General features: G+C 44.3%; 19 protein-coding genes. 15 read left to right on the plus strand and 4 right to left on the minus strand.

Annotation, left to right across the window (positions count from 1 at the left end; all coding sequences use genetic code 11):
• Positions 1-124: 124 nt before the first annotated feature.
• A complete protein-coding gene (gene adh / locus GD002_RS00565; RefSeq protein ID WP_153730377.1) occupies positions 125-1,666 on the plus strand; it encodes an aldehyde dehydrogenase in 1,542 nt (513 codons plus the stop codon).
• Positions 1,667-1,967: 301 nt separating this feature from the next.
• Here the strand turns inward: adh and GD002_RS00570 are convergent, their stop codons facing one another.
• Genes GD002_RS00570 through GD002_RS00580 form a run of 3 tightly spaced genes read right to left on the minus strand, consistent with a single transcriptional unit; the run spans position 1,968 to position 6,139 of the window.
• A complete protein-coding gene (locus GD002_RS00570) occupies positions 1,968-3,380 on the minus strand; it encodes a sigma-54-dependent transcriptional regulator (RefSeq protein ID WP_153730378.1) in 1,413 nt (470 codons plus the stop codon).
• 5 nt (positions 3,381-3,385) lie between these two features.
• Positions 3,386-5,002: a GAF domain-containing sensor histidine kinase gene (locus tag GD002_RS00575; RefSeq protein WP_153730379.1), complete on the minus strand. Its 1,617-nt coding sequence runs from the start codon at positions 5,000-5,002 to the stop codon at positions 3,386-3,388.
• Between the two features lie 9 nt (positions 5,003-5,011).
• Complete coding sequence (locus GD002_RS00580; protein WP_153730580.1) at positions 5,012-6,139, minus strand: iron-containing alcohol dehydrogenase; 1,128 nt, start codon at positions 6,137-6,139, stop codon at positions 5,012-5,014.
• 210 nt (positions 6,140-6,349) lie between these two features.
• On the opposite strand from GD002_RS00580, the gene GD002_RS00585 reads away from it, so the two are divergent.
• The 12 genes from GD002_RS00585 (at position 6,350) to GD002_RS00640 (ending at position 16,625) form a co-directional block, all read left to right on the plus strand.
• Positions 6,350-6,622 (plus strand): sporulation transcriptional regulator SpoIIID, encoded by a 273-nt coding sequence (locus GD002_RS00585; protein WP_153730380.1) that lies wholly within the window; start codon positions 6,350-6,352, stop codon positions 6,620-6,622.
• A 176-nt stretch (positions 6,623-6,798) separates the two neighbouring features.
• Positions 6,799-8,442 (plus strand): glycerol-3-phosphate dehydrogenase/oxidase, encoded by a 1,644-nt coding sequence (locus GD002_RS00590; RefSeq protein ID WP_153730381.1) that lies wholly within the window; start codon positions 6,799-6,801, stop codon positions 8,440-8,442.
• A 45-nt stretch (positions 8,443-8,487) separates the two neighbouring features.
• A complete protein-coding gene (locus GD002_RS00595) occupies positions 8,488-9,060 on the plus strand; it encodes a glycerol-3-phosphate responsive antiterminator (protein WP_153730382.1) in 573 nt (190 codons plus the stop codon).
• A 154-nt stretch (positions 9,061-9,214) separates the two neighbouring features.
• Positions 9,215-10,054, plus strand: coding sequence for an MIP/aquaporin family protein (locus tag GD002_RS00600; protein ID WP_153730383.1), 840 nt, complete (start codon positions 9,215-9,217; stop codon positions 10,052-10,054).
• Positions 10,055-10,096: 42 nt separating this feature from the next.
• Positions 10,097-11,593, plus strand: coding sequence for a glycerol kinase GlpK (glpK, locus tag GD002_RS00605; protein WP_153730384.1), 1,497 nt, complete (start codon positions 10,097-10,099; stop codon positions 11,591-11,593).
• A gap of 331 nt (positions 11,594-11,924) precedes the next feature.
• Entirely contained in the window at positions 11,925-12,926 is a 1,002-nt protein-coding gene (mreB, locus tag GD002_RS00610) for a rod shape-determining protein MreB (RefSeq protein WP_153730581.1), read from the plus strand.
• Between the two features lie 101 nt (positions 12,927-13,027).
• On the plus strand, positions 13,028-13,852 hold the full coding sequence (locus tag GD002_RS00615) for a flagellar hook-basal body protein (RefSeq protein ID WP_153730385.1): 825 nt from the start codon (positions 13,028-13,030) through the stop codon (positions 13,850-13,852).
• Positions 13,853-13,891: 39 nt separating this feature from the next.
• Positions 13,892-14,728 (plus strand): flagellar hook-basal body protein, encoded by an 837-nt coding sequence (locus tag GD002_RS00620; RefSeq protein ID WP_153730386.1) that lies wholly within the window; start codon positions 13,892-13,894, stop codon positions 14,726-14,728.
• 22 nt (positions 14,729-14,750) lie between these two features.
• On the plus strand, positions 14,751-15,143 hold the full coding sequence (locus GD002_RS00625) for a DNA-directed RNA polymerase subunit beta (RefSeq protein ID WP_153730387.1): 393 nt from the start codon (positions 14,751-14,753) through the stop codon (positions 15,141-15,143).
• 71 nt (positions 15,144-15,214) lie between these two features.
• Positions 15,215-15,652, plus strand: a complete 438-nt coding sequence (gene fabZ, locus GD002_RS00630; protein ID WP_153730388.1) for a 3-hydroxyacyl-ACP dehydratase FabZ — start codon at positions 15,215-15,217, stop codon at positions 15,650-15,652.
• Between the two features lie 84 nt (positions 15,653-15,736).
• Positions 15,737-16,132 (plus strand): hypothetical protein, encoded by a 396-nt coding sequence (locus GD002_RS00635; RefSeq protein WP_228548237.1) that lies wholly within the window; start codon positions 15,737-15,739, stop codon positions 16,130-16,132.
• Between the two features lie 88 nt (positions 16,133-16,220).
• The gene (locus GD002_RS00640) at positions 16,221-16,625 is read left to right on the plus strand and encodes a hypothetical protein (protein ID WP_153730390.1); all 405 of its coding nucleotides are present in this window, start codon (positions 16,221-16,223) and stop codon (positions 16,623-16,625) included.
• A gap of 212 nt (positions 16,626-16,837) precedes the next feature.
• Here GD002_RS00640 and GD002_RS00645 read toward each other — a convergent pair whose 3' ends face one another.
• Positions 16,838-17,281: a YwpF family protein gene (locus tag GD002_RS00645; RefSeq protein ID WP_153730391.1), complete on the minus strand. Its 444-nt coding sequence runs from the start codon at positions 17,279-17,281 to the stop codon at positions 16,838-16,840.
• Positions 17,282-17,524: 243 nt separating this feature from the next.
• Between GD002_RS00645 and GD002_RS00650 the strand changes: the two genes are divergently transcribed.
• Positions 17,525-17,941, plus strand: a complete 417-nt coding sequence (locus GD002_RS00650; protein ID WP_153730392.1) for a single-stranded DNA-binding protein — start codon at positions 17,525-17,527, stop codon at positions 17,939-17,941.
• A 334-nt stretch (positions 17,942-18,275) separates the two neighbouring features.
• Positions 18,276-18,491, plus strand: coding sequence for a hypothetical protein (locus tag GD002_RS00655; RefSeq protein ID WP_153730393.1), 216 nt, complete (start codon positions 18,276-18,278; stop codon positions 18,489-18,491).
• Positions 18,492-18,762 lie beyond the last annotated feature (271 nt).

Genomic DNA, 18,762 nt, shown 5'->3' on the forward strand with positions numbered 1-18,762 from the left:
TTTACAAGTTGGCATGAATTTTGCAATACATAGTAGTAAGCGTTTTCATACTAGTTATAGAAAGGAGATAGAGAATCGAGCGCGATGAAAACCAGAATATGAGAGTTAGGGAGTGAGATTCAGTATGGTACAAACTTCGGAAAGTACAATTTATGCGAATCCAAATACTAAAGACGCAAATGTTCATTTTAAGGAGAGGTACGATAATTTCATTGGTGGCAAGTGGGTAACGCCGATCAATGGTCAGTATTTTGACAATGTAACGCCTGTGACGGGCAAAGTCTTCACACAAGTGGCCAGGTCACAAGCAGAAGATATTGAGCTGGCCTTAGATGCTGCGCACGCGGCAAAGGGTGCGTGGGGCAGCACGTCGGTGACTGAACGTGCAAATGTATTGTTACGAATAGCTGATCGGATAGAACAGAATCTAGAGATGCTTGCTGTAGCAGAAACATGGGAAAACGGAAAAGCTGTACGCGAAACGCTGAATGCAGATTTGCCACTTGCCATTGATCACTTCCGCTACTTCGCTTCGGCTATTCGTGCACAGGAGGGCGGTATTAGTCAAATCGATAAGGACACCGTCGCATACCATTTTCATGAGCCGCTTGGCGTGGTTGGTCAGATTATACCTTGGAATTTCCCGCTTCTCATGGCGGTATGGAAGCTCGCACCAGCACTTGCTGCAGGGAACTGTGTTGTGCTAAAGCCAGCTGAGCAGACGCCTGCTTCTATCTTAGTGTTAATGGAATTAATTGAAGACCTGGTGCCACCAGGAGTAATAAATATTGTCAACGGATTTGGACTGGAAGCAGGGAAACCTTTAGCGTCCAATCCGCGGATCAGCAAGATTGCATTTACGGGAGAGACCACCACAGGCCGACTCATTATGCAATATGCTTCTCAAAATATTATTCCTGTCACCTTAGAGCTTGGGGGGAAATCCCCAAATATTTTCTTTGAAGATGTGATGTCTAAAGACGATGATTTCTTAGATAAAGCGATTGAAGGATTTGTTATGTTTGCTCTCAATCAAGGAGAAGTATGTACATGCCCATCCAGAGCATTAATTCATGAATCGATCTATGACAAATTTATGGAGCGCGTCTTACAACGTGTTCAAGCGATCAAGACAGGTAATCCGCTTGACCCGACCGTTATGATGGGTGCCCAAGCATCAGAAGAACAGCTAGAGAAGATTTTGTCTTACTTAGATATCGGGAAACAGGAGGGTGCGGAATGCTTGGCAGGCGGCGTGCGCAACCAATTGGAAGGCGATTTACGAGATGGCTATTATGTGAAGCCGACAGTTTTTAAAGGAAATAATAATATGCGTATTTTTCAAGAGGAGATTTTCGGCCCAGTAGTAGCGGTCACGACGTTTAAGGACCATGAAGAGGCTTTAGAAATCGCGAATGACACATTGTATGGACTTGGCTCTGGTGTTTGGACGCGTGACATGAATACAGCTTACCGTTTTGGTCGCGGCATCCAAGCAGGACGAGTATGGACGAACTGTTATCACGCTTATCCAGCTCATTCGGCATTCGGTGGCTACAAAGCGTCTGGAATTGGACGTGAAAATCACTTGCAAATGCTTTCTCACTATCAGCAAACAAAAAATATGCTCGTCAGCTACAGCGAAAGCAAGTTAGGATTCTTTTAAATTAAAACAAAGACAAACTACCATCTGCCGTTTAACCGCGACAGCATGTAAAGAAGTAAGAAAAGGGACTGTTCTAAAAGCTGAAAATCGCCAGAACCGGCACGCTTTCCGCGGGCACGGCTCGAGCCTCCTCGCTTCGCTGTGGGGTCTCGAGACTCGTGCTGTTCCCGCAGGAGTCGGCCGTTTCTGGCGATTTTCTTACGTAGTAAAGTAGCCTCAAAAAGATAACTCATGCACTCTCAACTTGTGTCTATTAACTTAGTAAGACGTTCTAGACCCCCCTTATTACTATCAAAACCGACTACACTTCATTCAAATAATAGCGGATTTTACGATCAGTGATCCCTAGCTTTTTAGCAGCTTTCTTTCGATTGCCGATTGTTTCCGTTAATGTGTTTTCAATAATTGTTTTGGCGAGCTTTTTCTCCATAGTCCTCATGTTTGCTAGCAGTTCCTCTAACTCGAATTCTGTCTTCCCTTTACAGACATGTGTGACCTTTTTTGAAAAAATTCGCCATTCATCAATAAATTCAAGTGATTGTTGCTCGGGAGAAAGTGATATTTGGCTGCTTGTCAGCTTTGCAGGAAGATGCGTAGCCGTGATGATGCTCCCTTCCGATGATATGGCACCCATATGCCGAATTGTGTTAGCGAGCTCCCGCATATTTCCGGGCCAATCATAGTGCTGCATAATAGCAAGGGCTTCATCAGAGATTACAATAGTCTCGTCTATCTGTTTTCTTAGCCGTTCGACTAAATACGGGATATCTTCTTTTCGTTCTCGCAAAGGAGGGATGACAAGCTTGACGATATCCAATCTGTACAATAAGTCTTCACGAAATGTTCCCTTCTTAACCGCCTCCTCCAAATTTGCATGGGAAGCAGAAATCACTCGGGCTTCTGTCTTTTGGGCTCTGGTTCCACCGATCTTTGTAAACTCACCCGTTTCTAATACACGCAGCAGTTTTACTTGTGTCGATGGAGAAGCCTCCGCAATTTCATCCAAAAATAATGTACCAGATGAAGCCGCTTCGAAATAGCCTACTCGATCGGCAACCGCCCCAGTAAATGAACCTTTACTATGGCCGAATAACTCGCTTTCTAATAGAGTCTCAGATAATGCACCGCAGTTTACGCCGATCAAGGGCCCTGCCGTGCGATGGCTTGCCGTGTGGATAAACTTTGTTAGCATTTCTTTACCCGTCCCGGTTTCTCCCTCAATTAAGATATTGACTTGTTTGTTTGCGATCTTATAGGCTAATTGATACAAATCATGCATATCCTCTGACTGTCCTAAGTAAATCCCTAAATTATCAGCTAGCTGACTATATTCAGAAGTAGAGGGCAGTTCAGTGAATTGCAGATAACGATCCGCAATTTGCTCAAGTTCTCCGATATCTTCAAACGGTTTCTCAATGAAATCAACAGCTCCGAAACGAATGGCGTCGACCGCAAGCTTCACCGTGCTATAGCCTGTCATGACAATGCAAGGGCAGTTCGGCGCTTTTGTTTTCATCACTTGTAGCACGTCAAGACCATTACGATCAGGTAGTCGAACATCAAGAAAGGCCAGATCAAATTTTGAAACATCACCTAATTGATCAAACTCCGCGCCGTTTTTCAAATGAGACACCGAGAATCCTTTCAAGGAGAAAAGCCGTGTCAAAAAACGGGCCAACTCTATTTCATCTTCAACTATCAACAGATGAGTCATTATCATCACTGCCTTTCACAATGAATGGGAAGTGTCAAATGGAATACTTTCCGAGCTGGATCATCGTATTGCTTTACAGAAAGCGTGCCTCCATGCGCCTGCGCTAGCCCTAGACTTACCGATAAGCCTAAACCTGTCCCGCTTTCACTATCTTTTGTCGTGAAAAACGGATGGAAGATATCGTCTATAATATGTGGAGCAATCATCGCTCCATTATCAGTCAACATCAGCTCCACAGACTCTTGTGTTTCCTGCGTTTGAATCGTAATGTTGCGATCAATCTCTTCGCAGCCTACTAAAGCATCTTTTGCATTGATCAAGAGATTGACGAGGATTTGGCTGAGCTGCTGGACGTTCCCGAGTATAGGGGAGAGCGAAGACAGTTCTGTTTGAATAGTGATCCGCTGATTTTCAAATTGTCGTTTCGTCAAAGCCAGCGCTTGGGAGACCGCATCATTCAGACAGCAAATGGTAAAGGGACTGTTTTCTTGTCTGGAGAAAGCGAGGAGACTACGAATGGTTGTTCGACATCGTTTTCCACAAGAATCAATATCCTCTAACAACGGTATTCGTTCATCGTCCGCGTCCACCATTCTCAATAAAAGCTGTGAGTTTCCAATAATCGCAGTCAGTGGGTTATTCAATTCATGAGCGACACCGGCTGCCATTTCACCAATCGCTACAAGTTGATTGGAATGTATCAATTGAACTTCCATTTCCCGTTTAACTGTTACATTTTTACTGTAGACCACAACAGCTTTGATCGATCGGTTTTCTTCAAATAAAGGATAACAAGAGCAATCATACAATTGTCGATTAAAATGAAGTTCAGCAGATTGAGGTATTCCAGTTTCCATTGTCTTGGCTAAAGGGTCATCTCCAGATCGAGCTGCTGTGTTTATGAACGTTCGGATATCTTCACCCACTTGAAGTTGCCATTCAGCAAAGGCCGCCTTGTTCTGAAGTTGCACCGTTCCATCCGCGCCAATGATCAACACTCCATCAGAAACAGCCCGAAATGTTTCCTCCCATTGTTGCTTTCGCGCTAAGACTTCGCTATAGAGCCTTGCGTTCTCCAGACAGACCGCTATCTGGCTTGCGAGCTGATTGAAAAAGTCAAGATCTTCTTCTGATTGGCAAAACACCGAACGACTTGACAAATACAACACCGCAATTGTCGTCCCACTACTTTTGAGCGGAGTTAAATAGGCCACTACAGGTAAGTCTTCTTGATCCCCAAATGATCTTTCAGAAGAATGTAATGTTTCTTCACCTGTCGCAAATACCTTCTCAAATAATGCATATTCTGGAATTAGTATGGGCAAGTCTACTAACGAAACAGTCGGAGCAGGAAAAACATAGGCAGGCGCCATTTGAAGATTTTGCTCCAAGACAATGCCAACTTGTTCGATCGGGTAAATCTTTTGAAGACTACGAAAGGTCTGTTGAAGCATTTGCTCAACTGAAAAGTTAATGGAGAAGCCTTGCATCAATTCATTGATTAGTTCTAGTTGTTTGTTTTTCTTAGTCAGCTGAGCGACCGTGTTCTTGAGTTCCGTATAATAATTCTTTTTAGAGGATTGAACACCTGTCAGTAAATCGATCATTTCTTGTTTATCCATTATGGTCACCTACAATGCTTGGTAGAGAAGCCTAGATACTTCGTCTTCCGAGATCTCTCTCGGATTCGTGATCATGCAGGCATCTTCCAATGAAATTTTACTAATGATCGGGATAGACGATTCTTTAAATCCCATGCCCGTTAATGTTAAGGGCGCACCAATGTCTATCGCAAGTCGTTCCACGTGAGAAATGGCACGATCACTCGCTTCCTGGTAAGAAAGTCCACTCGTGTTTTCCCCTAATAAATTTGCAATGACTTGAAACTTTTCGGGAGCCGCTATGGCATTAAATTTCATCACATGTGGTAACATGACCGCATTGATATCTCCATGGAGAAAAGGGTAGTGTCCGCCGATGGAATGAGCGATCGCATGAACAGCTCCTAGAATTGCATTCGAAAAAGCGAGTCCCGCATGAAGGCTTGCGATCGCCATTTGTTCCTTTGCATGATGATGATCAGGCGACGCAACGGATGGACGTAAATAATTTGCACATAGTTGAATTGCGTTTTTTGCGTGCACATCGGTAAGAGGATTCGAAGCAATGCTTACATAGGATTCAATAGCATGTGTCAACACATCCAAACCTGTCGAAGCAGTTAGTCGCGCACTTTTAGTAGAGAGAACAGTCGGATCGACAATTGAAATATCAGGTACCAATGACTTTGATACAATCGTCATTTTCTTTTTTCGTTCTTGGTCCAAGATAATTGAGAACTGAGACACATCCGACCCGGATCCAGCAGTTGTAGTCACCATGACAAGCGGAGGAAGCGGTTTAGTAATGTGATCGACACCTTCATAATCTCGAATATGGCCGCCGTTCGTAGAGAGGAGGGCAGCCGCTTTTGCAACATCTAAGGCACTTCCACCACCAACTCCTAGCACAGCATCACATTCATCCTGGATATATTGCTCGGTACATGCCACGACTTCTTCGCAAGTAGGATTCATGCTGAGTCCTGAAAACAAAGACACCGACAGCCCTGCATCGAGACAGCTCTTTTTCACAATGTCTGTCCAACCTGCGGAAATCACTCCTTCATCCGAAACAATCAGCACTCTTTGCGCACCTAACCGGGCACAACCCTCCCCGGCCTGATAGATCGACCCTTTGCCAAAAATAACTTCCGGCATTACAAATTTATACAAAATAGGACACCCCCTTATCTTTTGGTAACTTTCTCATGATTGTACCATTTCATTACCATACTTTAAAGAAGATTCAGTGAATAGTAGGTTATTTGGGTGATCGATCGCTATTCTCTAGGAAACACCGTAATATCGAGGTTTTCCCACGCATACAATAGAACACCTTAAAGGAGTGAAAAGAGAAAGGAAGAGGGCGTGCACGAGCAAATTAGAAGGCGTTGCGTACGTCTAGGAAAGTTGTTGATCGAGACGAACTTGACAGTGCGCGCGTTAGCCAATGCGACCGGCTACTCAAAAAGCACGGTCCATAAAGATTTGACCGAGCGACTACCGAACGTCGATCCCGGCCTATCGGAACAAGTCGCGGAAATTCTTGCCTATCATAAATCGATCCGGCATCTCCGTGGAGGGGAAGCAACTAGACAAAAATGGAAAAACGAGAGCCCGAAGCAAAAGGCGGATGTTTAGGCTTACTACAGGCTAACCGCCAATCCCAATATTTGATATTTTTTCGAAATATGATATAATACAAAGTAAGTTAATACTACTGGTTTGAGCTACTGAGAGACCTCAAAGAATGATTGCGTCAAGCGATCATTCTTTTGAGGTCTCTTTTTTATATTTCATTTAAGGGAGAGAGAGAAATGACAACATTTTCTTCATTGGAACGTACAGCATTAGTTGATCAATTGAATTCAGAGTTTTTTGATGTCGTCGTAATTGGTGGCGGTATTACGGGAGCTGGCATCGCATTAGATGCGGTAACACGCGGATTGAAGACAGCACTTGTGGAGATGCAGGATTTTGCATCCGGCACGTCCAGTCGTTCTACAAAACTCGTTCATGGAGGATTGCGCTACTTGAAGCAATTTGAAATCAAGGAAGTTGCTGAATTAGGTAAGGAACGGGCGATTGTTTACGAGAATGGACCTCATGTCACGACACCTGAACGCATGCTGCTTCCTTTCCATACAGGTGGTACATTTGGAAGCTTCTCTACATCGATTGGACTGAAAGTGTACGATTTCTTGGCAGGCGTCAAGAAGTCTGAGCGTCGGACGATGTTGAACGTGCAGCAGACATTGAAACAAGCGCCAATTGTGAAAAAGGAAGGACTTCGCGGTAGCGGTATGTATGTGGAGTATCGCACAGATGACGCACGGTTGACGATTGAAGTAATGAAAGCCGCAGCGGAAAAAGGCGCGGTGATCTTGAATTACACGACAGCGGAGGGATTCATCTACAATGATCAGAATAAAATTTCAGGTGTGCAAGTGCGTGACACGATTGCCGATCAACATCTAACCATTAAAGCGAAGAAAGTAATCAACGCGGCGGGTCCTTGGGTAGACGATGTGAAAAGTATGGCTGGTCATTCTGTTGGAAAACATTTAATCTTATCGAAAGGCATACATCTTGTTTTTGATCAGTCTGTTTTCCCGCTCCATCAGGCAATTTATTTCGATACACCAGATAAGCGTATGATTTTTGCGATACCGCGTGAAGGAAAAGCATATATCGGCACGACGGATACGTTTTACGAAGGCGATCCGAAAGAAATGCAGATCACGGCTACGGATCGCACATATATACTAGATGCTATCAAGTTCATGTTCCCCGAAGTCTGCGTGACGGAAGACGATATCGAGTCCAGCTGGGCAGGTGTTCGGCCGTTGATTCACGAAGACGGCAAGAATCCATCTGAAATTTCGAGAAAGGATGAGATTTGGGAATCGGAAAAAGGCCTTATAACGATTGCGGGTGGAAAACTCACAGGCTACCGCAAGATGGCGGAGACAGTAGTGAACAAAGTCGTCCGACAGCTGTCCGATGAAACCGGTCGTAAATTCCCGCACAGCATAACGAAACGATTCCCGATTTCAGGTGGAGATATCGGTGGGTCTTCGAATTATCAACGTTTCATCCAAACAGCTATTGAACGAGGACAGGCACTTGGTTTTACAGAACGCGAAAGTCGGCACCTGGCTTCGCTGTATGGCTCCAACGTAGAGAAGGTATTCACGATTCCTTACGAACCTGCAACTGACATGCCGCGTATTCTGTACGTTAAATTGCGCTATGCCATCGAACAGGAAATGACGGTGAAACCGACAGATTTCTTCGTCCGCCGTACAGGTGATCTATATTTCCACATGGATAACGTAAGGGCTGCAAAATCAGATGTGTTACATGAAATGGCAGCTATTTTGGATTGGACGGAAACACAGAAGTTGAAATACGAGCAAGAATTGAATGAAGAAATAAGAAAAGCTACGACAGTCATCTAACATGGTATAGTAAAGGAAAACTTTGATGGAGGAGAGATCATCACGATGGCTTTTCACGGTCAGAAAATCTTACCGGCAGCGCGGACGATGAAACAATTCGAGAGGCTCCTAGCCAGTCCTTTCGAATATATCGTTTTATTGGAAGTGCATATAAGCAATTTGAAAACCTTGAAACTAGAAGCCGATAAACGATGCAAGAAACTCATCATTCATGCCGATTTGATCCAGGGATTAAAAACCGATAACTACGCAGCGGATTTCCTATGCAACGACATTCGCCCGGCTGGCATCATTTCCACTAGATCAAATATGATTGCGAAAGCAAAGGCCAAAGGTATCATTGCGATCCAGCGCATGTTCTTACTCGATACGATCGCACTCGAGAAAAGCTATTCATTAATTCAGCAAACCGCGCCTGACTTCATTGAGATGTTGCCTGGCGTTATCCCGGAATTAATTGAAGAAGTACAGGAGCACACTGGTATACCGATCATCAATGGGGGGCTGATCCGCACGAAAAAGCATATAGCCGATGCGCTTGGTGCAGGTGCAGTGGCTGTGACTACATCGGATCACTTGCTGTGGGAGTCGTTTACGAAAGATAAAGATAACTGTTGACAGATAATTTTAACAAGGATATACTGGTTAGTAAGTTCATACACGTGGTTGAGTTCAGGAGCCCACAGTTAATTTCTTGCATTAGCGCAAGGATTTAATTGTGGGCATTTTTTGCTTTCTGTAACCACACTACAGGATAGGGGAGTAGAAAAAGATGACACCTTTTGTTGGAGAGTTAATCGGAACGATGATCTTGATCATTTTTGGTGGCGGGGTAGTTGGTGGGGTTCTCATGAAGAAGTCCAAGTCGGAAGGTGCGGGTTGGATTGTCATTTCCATCGGTTGGGGACTAGCGGTTGCCATGGGTGTGTACGCAGTCGGAGGAGTAAGCGGTGCACATTTAAACCCTGCTGTGACGATCGGGCTTGCTAGTATTGGAGATTTCGCCTGGGCGGACGTGCTGATGTATATTGCGGCTCAAATGATAGGTGCCATAATCGGAGCAATCATTGTATATTTGCAATATTTACCGCATTGGAAAGAAACTGAGGACCAAGAAGCGAAATTATCAGTCTTTTCGACGATTCCAGCTATCCGTCATCCACTATCTAATCTGACAAGTGAGATTATTGGAACATTTGTATTACTTCTTGGATTGCTTTCAATCGGAGCCAATGAATTTACTGAAGGGTTAAATCCATTAATTGTCGGTGCCCTCATTATCGCAATTGGAATGTCACTCGGTGGAACGACGGGTTACGCCATCAATCCAGCACGCGATCTAGGACCACGTATCGCACATTTCTTCTTGCCGATACCTGGAAAAGGGAAGTCCGATTGGGGGTATGCTTGGATTCCAGTTGTGGGTCCCATTCTCGGTGGTGCATTTGGCGCTTTATTTTATAAACAATTTTTTATTGGGGAAAATAGTGTGGCATTTTGGATTGTCGGGGCGATCGTCTTAGCAGTTCTGTTGGCTGCTCAATATTCCGTACGAAAAGAAACGAAATCCGTCTATCAACTGTCAAGCACTTCAAAAGCAGAAGCAAAGTAAGAACATGTATAATAAAGACCAACTAGTTTACTGGAGGAATAGATGATGACAGAAAAATATATTTTGGCACTAGATCAAGGGACTACTAGTTCACGTGCTATTTTATTTGATTCAAAAGGCGAAATTCATCATACAGCACAGCAAGAATTCACACAGTATTTTCCGAAATCCGGCTGGGTTGAACACAATGCAGACGAAATTTGGAGTTCGATCTTATCTGTCATTGCAGCAGTTATTTCTGAAAAAAATATTGCAGCTACACAAATTGAAGCAATTGGTATTACCAATCAACGTGAAACTACGGTCGTATGGGATAAACATACAGGGAATCCCGTTTACAACGCGATTGTCTGGCAATCACGACAAACAATGGGGATTTGTGAGAATTTGAAAGAAAACGGTTACAATGAATTATTCCGCAATAAAACGGGATTACTCATCGATGCATACTTTTCGGGGACGAAAGTGAAATGGATTCTGGACAATGTGGAAGGTGCTCGGGAAAAAGCAGAAAATGGCGACTTGCTCTTCGGAACGATCGACACATGGATCATATGGAAGCTATCAGGCGGCAAAGCCCATGTGACGGACTACTCCAACGCATCTCGCACGTTGATGTACAACATTCATGAACTCAAGTGGGATGAAGAACTGCTCTCTATATTGAATGTGCCGATTTCGATGCTACCGAACGTGTGCCAGTCGTCAGAAATCTACACACATACGGAAGCCGCTCATTTCTTTGGACACGAAGCACCCATTGCAGGAATCGCGGGTGACCAACAAGCTGCACTATTTGGTCAAGCTTGCTTTGAAAGTGGAATGGTCAAAAACACATATGGCACTGGCTGCTTTATGTTAATGAATACGGGCGAAAAAGCCGTCACTTCCAAGCATGGGTTGCTGACTACCATTGCCTGGGGAATCAACGGAAAAGTAGAATATGCCTTAGAAGGAAGTATTTTTGTAGCAGGCTCCTCCATACAATGGTTGCGTGACGGAATGCGTATGCTCCGCAACTCTGCAGAGAGTGAACAGTACGCTAAGCGGGTCGATTCTACGGACGGTGTTTACGTTGTCCCTGCGTTTGTAGGACTCGGCACGCCTTACTGGGATAGTGATGTTAAAGGCGCAGTTTTCGGTTTAACTCGTGGCACGACCAAAGAACATTTTGTGAGAGCCACCCTGGAGTCCCTCGCTTACCAAACGAAAGACGTCCTCGATGCGATGGAGGCAGATTCAGGAATTTCGCTGAAGACATTGCGTGTCGATGGTGGAGTGGTAGCTAACAGCTTCCTTATGCAATTTCAGGCAGATCTGCTGAATGTGCCTGTTGAGCGCTCAACGATCAATGAAACGACTGCATTAGGGGCGGCCTATCTAGCTGGCCTTGCGGTAGGGTTTTGGAAAGACTGCACTGAAATCGCTACGCATTGGAAACTGGACCGTCCATTTGAACCTCAGATGGATGAAGATAAACGAGTGGAACTCTACAAAGGTTGGAAAAAAGCTGTCACCGCTACAACTGCTTTTAAATAAGTATCTATAGTAAGGGTGGGACAAAACTCGATAAAATGAAAAACCGTGTGAATCCAAGTTACAAGAACCTTGGTTTCACACGGTTTTAATTTTTAATTACAATAGATTTTCTACTTATGTCCCAGCCTCTTGTCACGTACATGAGCACTCACTGCTCCATAAAAAGACCTCACACTCTCATGAAATTCTGTAACTAGACCACCAAAATCCGACAATTCATGTAAAATCCTAAGGAACTATGCAAATTAAATAGGAAATATGATACAATTAATAGTTAGAGAGAGTTTCATTGAGACTACATACAAACAGGGTGGAAGGGGTAACGACAGCGATGTTTTCGAAAGATATTGGGATTGACCTGGGAACAGCCAATTTATTGATTCATGTGAAGGGGAAGGGGATCGTCATTAACGAACCCGCGATAGTGGCGATTGAAAAGCGGTCGAGAAAAGTATTGGCTGTCGGAGATGAGGCGTACCAGATGGTAGGACGGACGCCTGGAAACATCGTCGTCGTACGTCCGATGAAGGATGGAGTCATTGCAGATTTCGATGTGACGGAAGCAATGCTAAGTCACTTTATAAATAAATTAAATGTCAAAGGTTTCTTGTCCAAGCCACGAATTTTAATTTGCTGTCCAACGAATATTACGAGTGTTGAACAAAAGGCAATTCGACAAGCGGCAGAGAAGTCCGGTGGTAAGCAAGTATTCTTGGAAGAAGAGCCAAAAGTCGCGGCGATTGGAGCGGGTATGGATATCTTCCAACCGACTGGAAATATGGTAATTGATATTGGCGGAGGCACGACAGATGTCGCGGTATTGTCGATGGGAGATATCGTCTCGTCAGAATCTATCAATATCGCTGGCGATCAGTTCGATCACGATATTATCCAGCATGTGAAAAAACAACATAAATTATTAATCGGGGAACGCACAGCCGAACAAGTGAAAAAAGAAGTAGGTACCGTGTTCCTTAGCAAAGCGAAGCCGAGTATGATCGACATTCGTGGACGTGACATGGTATCTGGATTGCCGAGAACGATCACGATCTCGTCAGAAGAGATTAATGAAGCTCTCCACGAGTCTGTGAGTTTAATCGTGCAGGCTGCAAAAAATGTGCTAGAAAAGACACCACCTGAATTATCCGCGGACATCATTGACCTCGGTGTGTTCTTAACGGGTGGCGGTGCAATGCTGCATGGCATCGATTTACTGCTAGCGGAAGAGCTAAAAGTACCGGTATTCATTTCAGAAAATCCGTTGAATTGTGTAGCCATTGGGACAGGTGTTCTACTGGAAACAATCGGAAAATCTCCGACACGTGCACGTTGACACTACATGCAATGAAAAATTAGTGTATAATAAAAAGATCAATTCATTCGATGGTGATGGTGGAATGAATACGAGTACGGAATGAAAAGGAGTGAAATGAAATGTTTCGTGGCTTCTACACAGTAGGATCGGGCATGATCGCACAGCAACGAAGAACGGAAATGCTAGCAAACAATATGGCGAATGCTAATACTCCTGGATATAAGGCTGAGCAGTCGACCATCCGGGCATTCCCTGAAATGTTCATGTCTCGTTTGGATTCGATGCGGGTGCCAACGGAAAAAGGGCTGAATTTTAAGGGGCTTGCACCAGTGGGCGAACTGTCAACAGGCGTTTATATGCAAGAGACCTTGCCTTTGTTTGCCCAAGGTCAGTTGAGGGAAACAGAATTGAAGACAGACGTGGCATTAATTGATGGGCCAATGGATATCAATGAAGAAACGGGCGTTGCGGGTACTGTGTTCTTCACGTTGGAAGGCGAAAATGGCGATCAATACTATACGCGAAATGGTAATTTCACCGTCAATGCAGAAGGCTTCTTGACTAATCCGTCTGGGCTATATGTGCTGGATGCAACAGGCAACCGAATCGAGCTGCCAAATGACGATATTCGTATTACGGACAGCGGTTTAATTTTTACAGGCGACACGCAAGCCGCGATACTTGGCATAGCGTATTCCGAGGAACCAGATACGTTGTTGAAACGGGATAATGGACTGTTCGCGACAGCAGATGGACAACCTCTTCCAGCAGGCGGCAATTATTCGATGAAACAAGGCTTTATTGAAGATTCCAACGTTGATGCAGGTCGTACGATGACGGACATGTTGGCGGCATATCGAGCATTTGAAGCCAATCAAAAAATTCTTCAGGCCTATGATCGTAGCATGGAAAAAGCGGTCAATGAAGTGGGACGGGTTAATTAATAAATTGTAGACGAACAAGCAAGAGAGGAGTCGCCTTTTATGATTCGCACAATGACAACAGCTGTCAATACGATGAACCAGTTACAACATCGGCTTGATTTAATCGGCAATAACTTAGCAAATACAGCGATGCATGGCTACAAATCGACCGATGCCAAATTCCAGGAACTGCTCTACCAACAAATGAACAATGATAAAGCAGATCAGGCGCCTCGCCGCTCAGAAGACGGAATTCGGATCGGTAGTGGCTCGATGCTCGGAAGTATGCAAATGAATTGGAAGGTCGGATCGATCCAAGTGACCGACCGACAGCTTGATTTTGCATTGACGGAACCGAAGCAATACTTTAATTTGATTCAACCAACAGAAGGTGGAGAAGAAATCATTTATTCTCGTAAAGGGAATTTTTATGTATCTCCTATGGCAAATGGACAAAACATGTTGGTCAATGAAGAGGGATTACCAGTGGCGGATAGTGCAGGTCGTCCAATTGTCTTTTCTGGACAGGTATCGAATTACCGCATTCTTCCAAACGGTTTACTCGAAGTATCACAGCCAAACGGCACGAAGCAGACGTTTGAATTGGGTGTAACAGTGCTAGAAAAGCCGGATTTAATGGCACAACTTTCTGCAACGAACTTTGGTTTACCGGAAGATATGGCAGGTCTTGGACTGGAAGCAAATGATTTATTGACGGAATTAGTAGGGGCAGGGCGCAGTCAAATTGGCATGCAAAACCGTGCACTCGAAACTTCAAATGTCAATTATGAAAAAGAAATGACGGATTTGATTGCCACACAGCGTGCTTATCAATTTAATGCACGTTCTGTGACGCTAGCCGATCAAATGTTAGGTTTGATCAATGGCATCCGCTAAGCGCGCAATAGGAGTATTGATTATGACAGACGAAAATCGTACAACAGAAAAGCAGTTACCTCAGCCAAACGAATCGACCACTCAGGTGTCAGGTACCAGTGAATCCGTTTCTCGCAAACAGCGACGCGGAAAGCAGGCAGAAACGGACGCTAGTTTTTGGACGCGTATAAAAGCAAAATGGCCGCGTAAAGAACAGGATGAAAAACCTGAAATACCGGTCAGTGAACTGAAATGGGTCCGTGTTCGCATGATTCCAATTTGGCTGCGCCTGCTCATCCTGTTAGCCTTACTGGTCATCGCTGCTATTCTAGGCGCTGTCATCGGGTTTAGCGTCATCGGTGATGGGTCCGCAGGTGATGTATTCCATAAAGAAACTTGGCAACATATTTTTGATATTATGAACGGGAAAAACTAACATATGTGCATGAAGTGTTCATGTATAATAAAAAGCTGACGAGACATACTCGAACAAAGGAGAATTTTCCAATGCTGACAGCTCAACAAATTCAAGAAATTATACCCCATCGCTATCCATTTTTATTGGTCGATCGGATCGAAGAATTGGAAGAAGGAAAGCGTGCCGTTGGTCTAAAGAATGTCACGATCAATGAAGAGTTTTTCAATGGCCACTTTCCAGGCTATCCTGTTATGCCCGGTGTATTAATTGTGGAGGCTCTCGCTCAAGTGGGTGCAGTAGCTTTATTGAAGCAGGAAGAAAATAAAGGGCGTCTCGCTTTCTTCGCAGGTATCGATAATTGCCGATTTAAACGACAAGTGACTCCAGGCGACACGCTGCGTTTAGAAGTAGAAATTGTCCGCTGGCGTGGATCCATTGGTAAAGGAAAAGCGATCGCAACAGTGGATGGCGAAGTGGCTTGTGAAACGGAAATCACATTCGCGCTCGGTCCTGTACAAGAACGCTGATTTAGGTTTGCACAGAAGAAAAAATTTGATACAATGATCATTGGATTGCCAACATCGGCATACAGTGGGAGGTTACAAAAGAGCATGTTTAAAAAGCTTTCTCCAAATATAAAAAGCAGCATCACACGGTCCATTTCCCAATCGTTTGAACAATATATGAGCGATATTGGTTGGTCAGAAGAGCAATACGACATAGAACAATTTTATGCAAATTGGCGGGAATATATTACGACTAAAGCACTTTGGTATGAAAAAATTCCTGAAGAAATCAAATCAAATCCACAGTTTCATAAAGAGTTGGCGCAACGGGTGGAAGATGTGTTGATGCGAATTCTCAATGATCCACCTGCTGAAGAGCAAATTGCGCAGATTGAAATTCTCCAAGAACAGTTGAACACTCATTATGAATATGGCTGTAAAGCTGAAGCTGTATACGTCCAAAATTTATTGGAAACAAAAGCGGAGCAGTTGAAAAAGTGATATGAATAGTTCCTTCCTTTTCGCACAAGCTAACAAAGATCGTACCACCATGTATGATTGACAGCTTGCAAAAAGGAGGGAATATTTTATGATCAAAAAAGCATTGCCTGTAGTCTTTGCTTCTGCGCTTGCCCTTACGGCATGTAATACGGACAACGGCGCTCTTCCAGACAATAATGAAACACCTATGCAAAACCTGGAACGAGATAACCGTACACCGAACGGCAATGAACGCATGGGGCCGAATCTAGATGGTCTAGATGACAACAATCGAGATAACGGCGGCATGATGAATGGTGACCGCAAAAACATCATTGAGGATAATAACCGTGACCAAATGGACGAAAACCTCAACCGAGATGGTCTCCTTGACGATGGCAACAATACCCGTGGCGCACGCGATGACAACACGATGCAAGGCGGCATGGACGGCAACACCACAGCTCCTGACGGCATTATTCGCGACGAAGATCGTAAAGATAACAACCGATAATTCGCCAGCTGTCAAAAACGGCTCCTAAATGCAGGAGCCGTTTTTATGTGCTTGTAATTATGTAGATGTGGCACCCGCTTATAGCCTTCGCCCGCGCGCTCATAGCTCTCGTCCCAACGCTCATAGAACCCGCCCGCGCGCTCATAGAATTCAAAAAAACTCCACGACAAAAAAGCTGCCATTCAAAATCCTGGCAGCTCAAAACTTGAAATTCATTTCTCAGACGGTAAATGATCACGTTTCAACTTCGGCCGATCCCACATATCCGTTTGGAACCGTTCCAACAACGCATCTCCCTCGAGACCATCTTCTAGCAATTCTTCCAATAAATGCTCCGCATACTTTGAACGAGCACTCTTCAGACGCCCCTTCATTAACACTGAAATTCGGTCGCCAATCTGCCGCCAATCCTCTACAGCAACAATAAATGACGCAGGCTCATTGCCGGGATAGGAAATGACCACTCGAACGGTCAGAAGCCGTTCTTCGGCCTTCCATTGCTCCATCACTTCCTTATGCTTGGCATCGATAAATAGCTCTAGCACCCATAAACGATGACTATTTTCTTGATTAATGATAATACCGTCATATAGCGGAAATGTGAGGACGCCCTCCTCCTGCATCACTTCCACCGAAAGCATCTTAAAGGTTTTCATTCGACTCACCTCGGTACAATTTTCCTCAGTATAGCATAAAAACTTCAGAACACCTCAAAATTCAATAATGTACAAAACTCCATTGTCCCTAAACCTGATCACTCCGGCAAATCACTTAAAAAGCTTCAAATGAAAAATGAAAAATCACTATAAAAATCGCATCAAAATTCAATTTTGCCACTTTGCCAAAAGATACTCGCCTATACTACGATAGCATTAATCAAATGAAAGGAGGAATAACTTGTGAACCAAGTGGCTTTAGTAGGGCGCATCACCAAAGATCTAACACTTCGAGAACTATCACCAGGACGGGTCAACACGACATTTGTTCTTGCCATCAATCGTAGCTTTAAAAATGCTAACGGTGAAATTGCGACCGACTTTGTCTTATGCTCCGCATGGGGGAGACAGGCGGAAAAAGTTGTACGCTACTGCGGCAAAGGATCGCTCGTGGGGGTCAGCGGTAGTATCCAGACTCGAAATTATGAGCGAGAAGATCGGACACGTGTATACGTGACAGAAGTGGCGTGTGATGACATTCGTTTTCTTTCATCCAAATCACCAGGAACCAAAGAATCAGAAATGAAAGCGCCTACACCGACAGAGCCCGCACGTTTTGAGGTCGCGACAGCAAACGAAGAAGCATTACCTATTTTTTGATGGAACGAAATAGTACTAGAAAGGGGAGGAGGCATAGGCAGAAACGCCACTATTCACATCCGCTACTGATCAATTCCGAAATAGAAGATGGATGGAACTCACAATTAAAGAGAAACGCGAAAAAAGAAAAAATTATGAAACATTACAAGCATGTTCGCCAACAGCAAGAACTTCCTAGGGGAGGTGGGGACCCCCAACAGGAAGAAGATGTAGCAAGGGGACTGGAAATACAATTTTACGCCAAATCATCCGCCGCTCGTCGGATTGGAGACCACTTCCAAAACGGAGCTGGCGGAATACATAATCACATAAAGGAAAGAAAGGAAGAATTGATATGCAAAGAAACCATTCCACGATAACTAAGCAAAAAATCCATACTTCCGTCGATCCACCTATTTCCAAAGGTGGACCTCCTCCTCAACAAGACATTCAGCGATTGGAAAATCAAGTTGGCCAACTCACTCGTATTATCGCCAACTTGAATGAACGCCTGAACTACTTGGAAACGATCCAAACTAACCCCTTTTTCCTCCCGACCGATCGGAAATGACCCCGCACCACAAGGAAAAGACCTGCATCCACTATGCAGGTCTCTTGATTAGTAACAAAACTAGGGAATAAACGAGCAAGTGTTGAGATGCGTGAAAGAGTCATAGTGCCGGTAACCACAACGCTCCAAAGTCACATCGGAGCGATCGAAAGTGCTGCGTCACCGCTCCAAAGTCGCATCGGACCGATCGAAAGTATTGTATCATCGTTCCAAAGTTACCACGGAGCGATCGAAAGTGCTACCACACCGCTCCAAACCCAATCTAGCACAA

This window comes from Sporosarcina obsidiansis, from assembly GCF_009651005.1.
Taxonomy (GTDB): Bacteria; Bacillota; Bacilli; order Bacillales_A; family Planococcaceae; genus Sporosarcina; species Sporosarcina obsidiansis.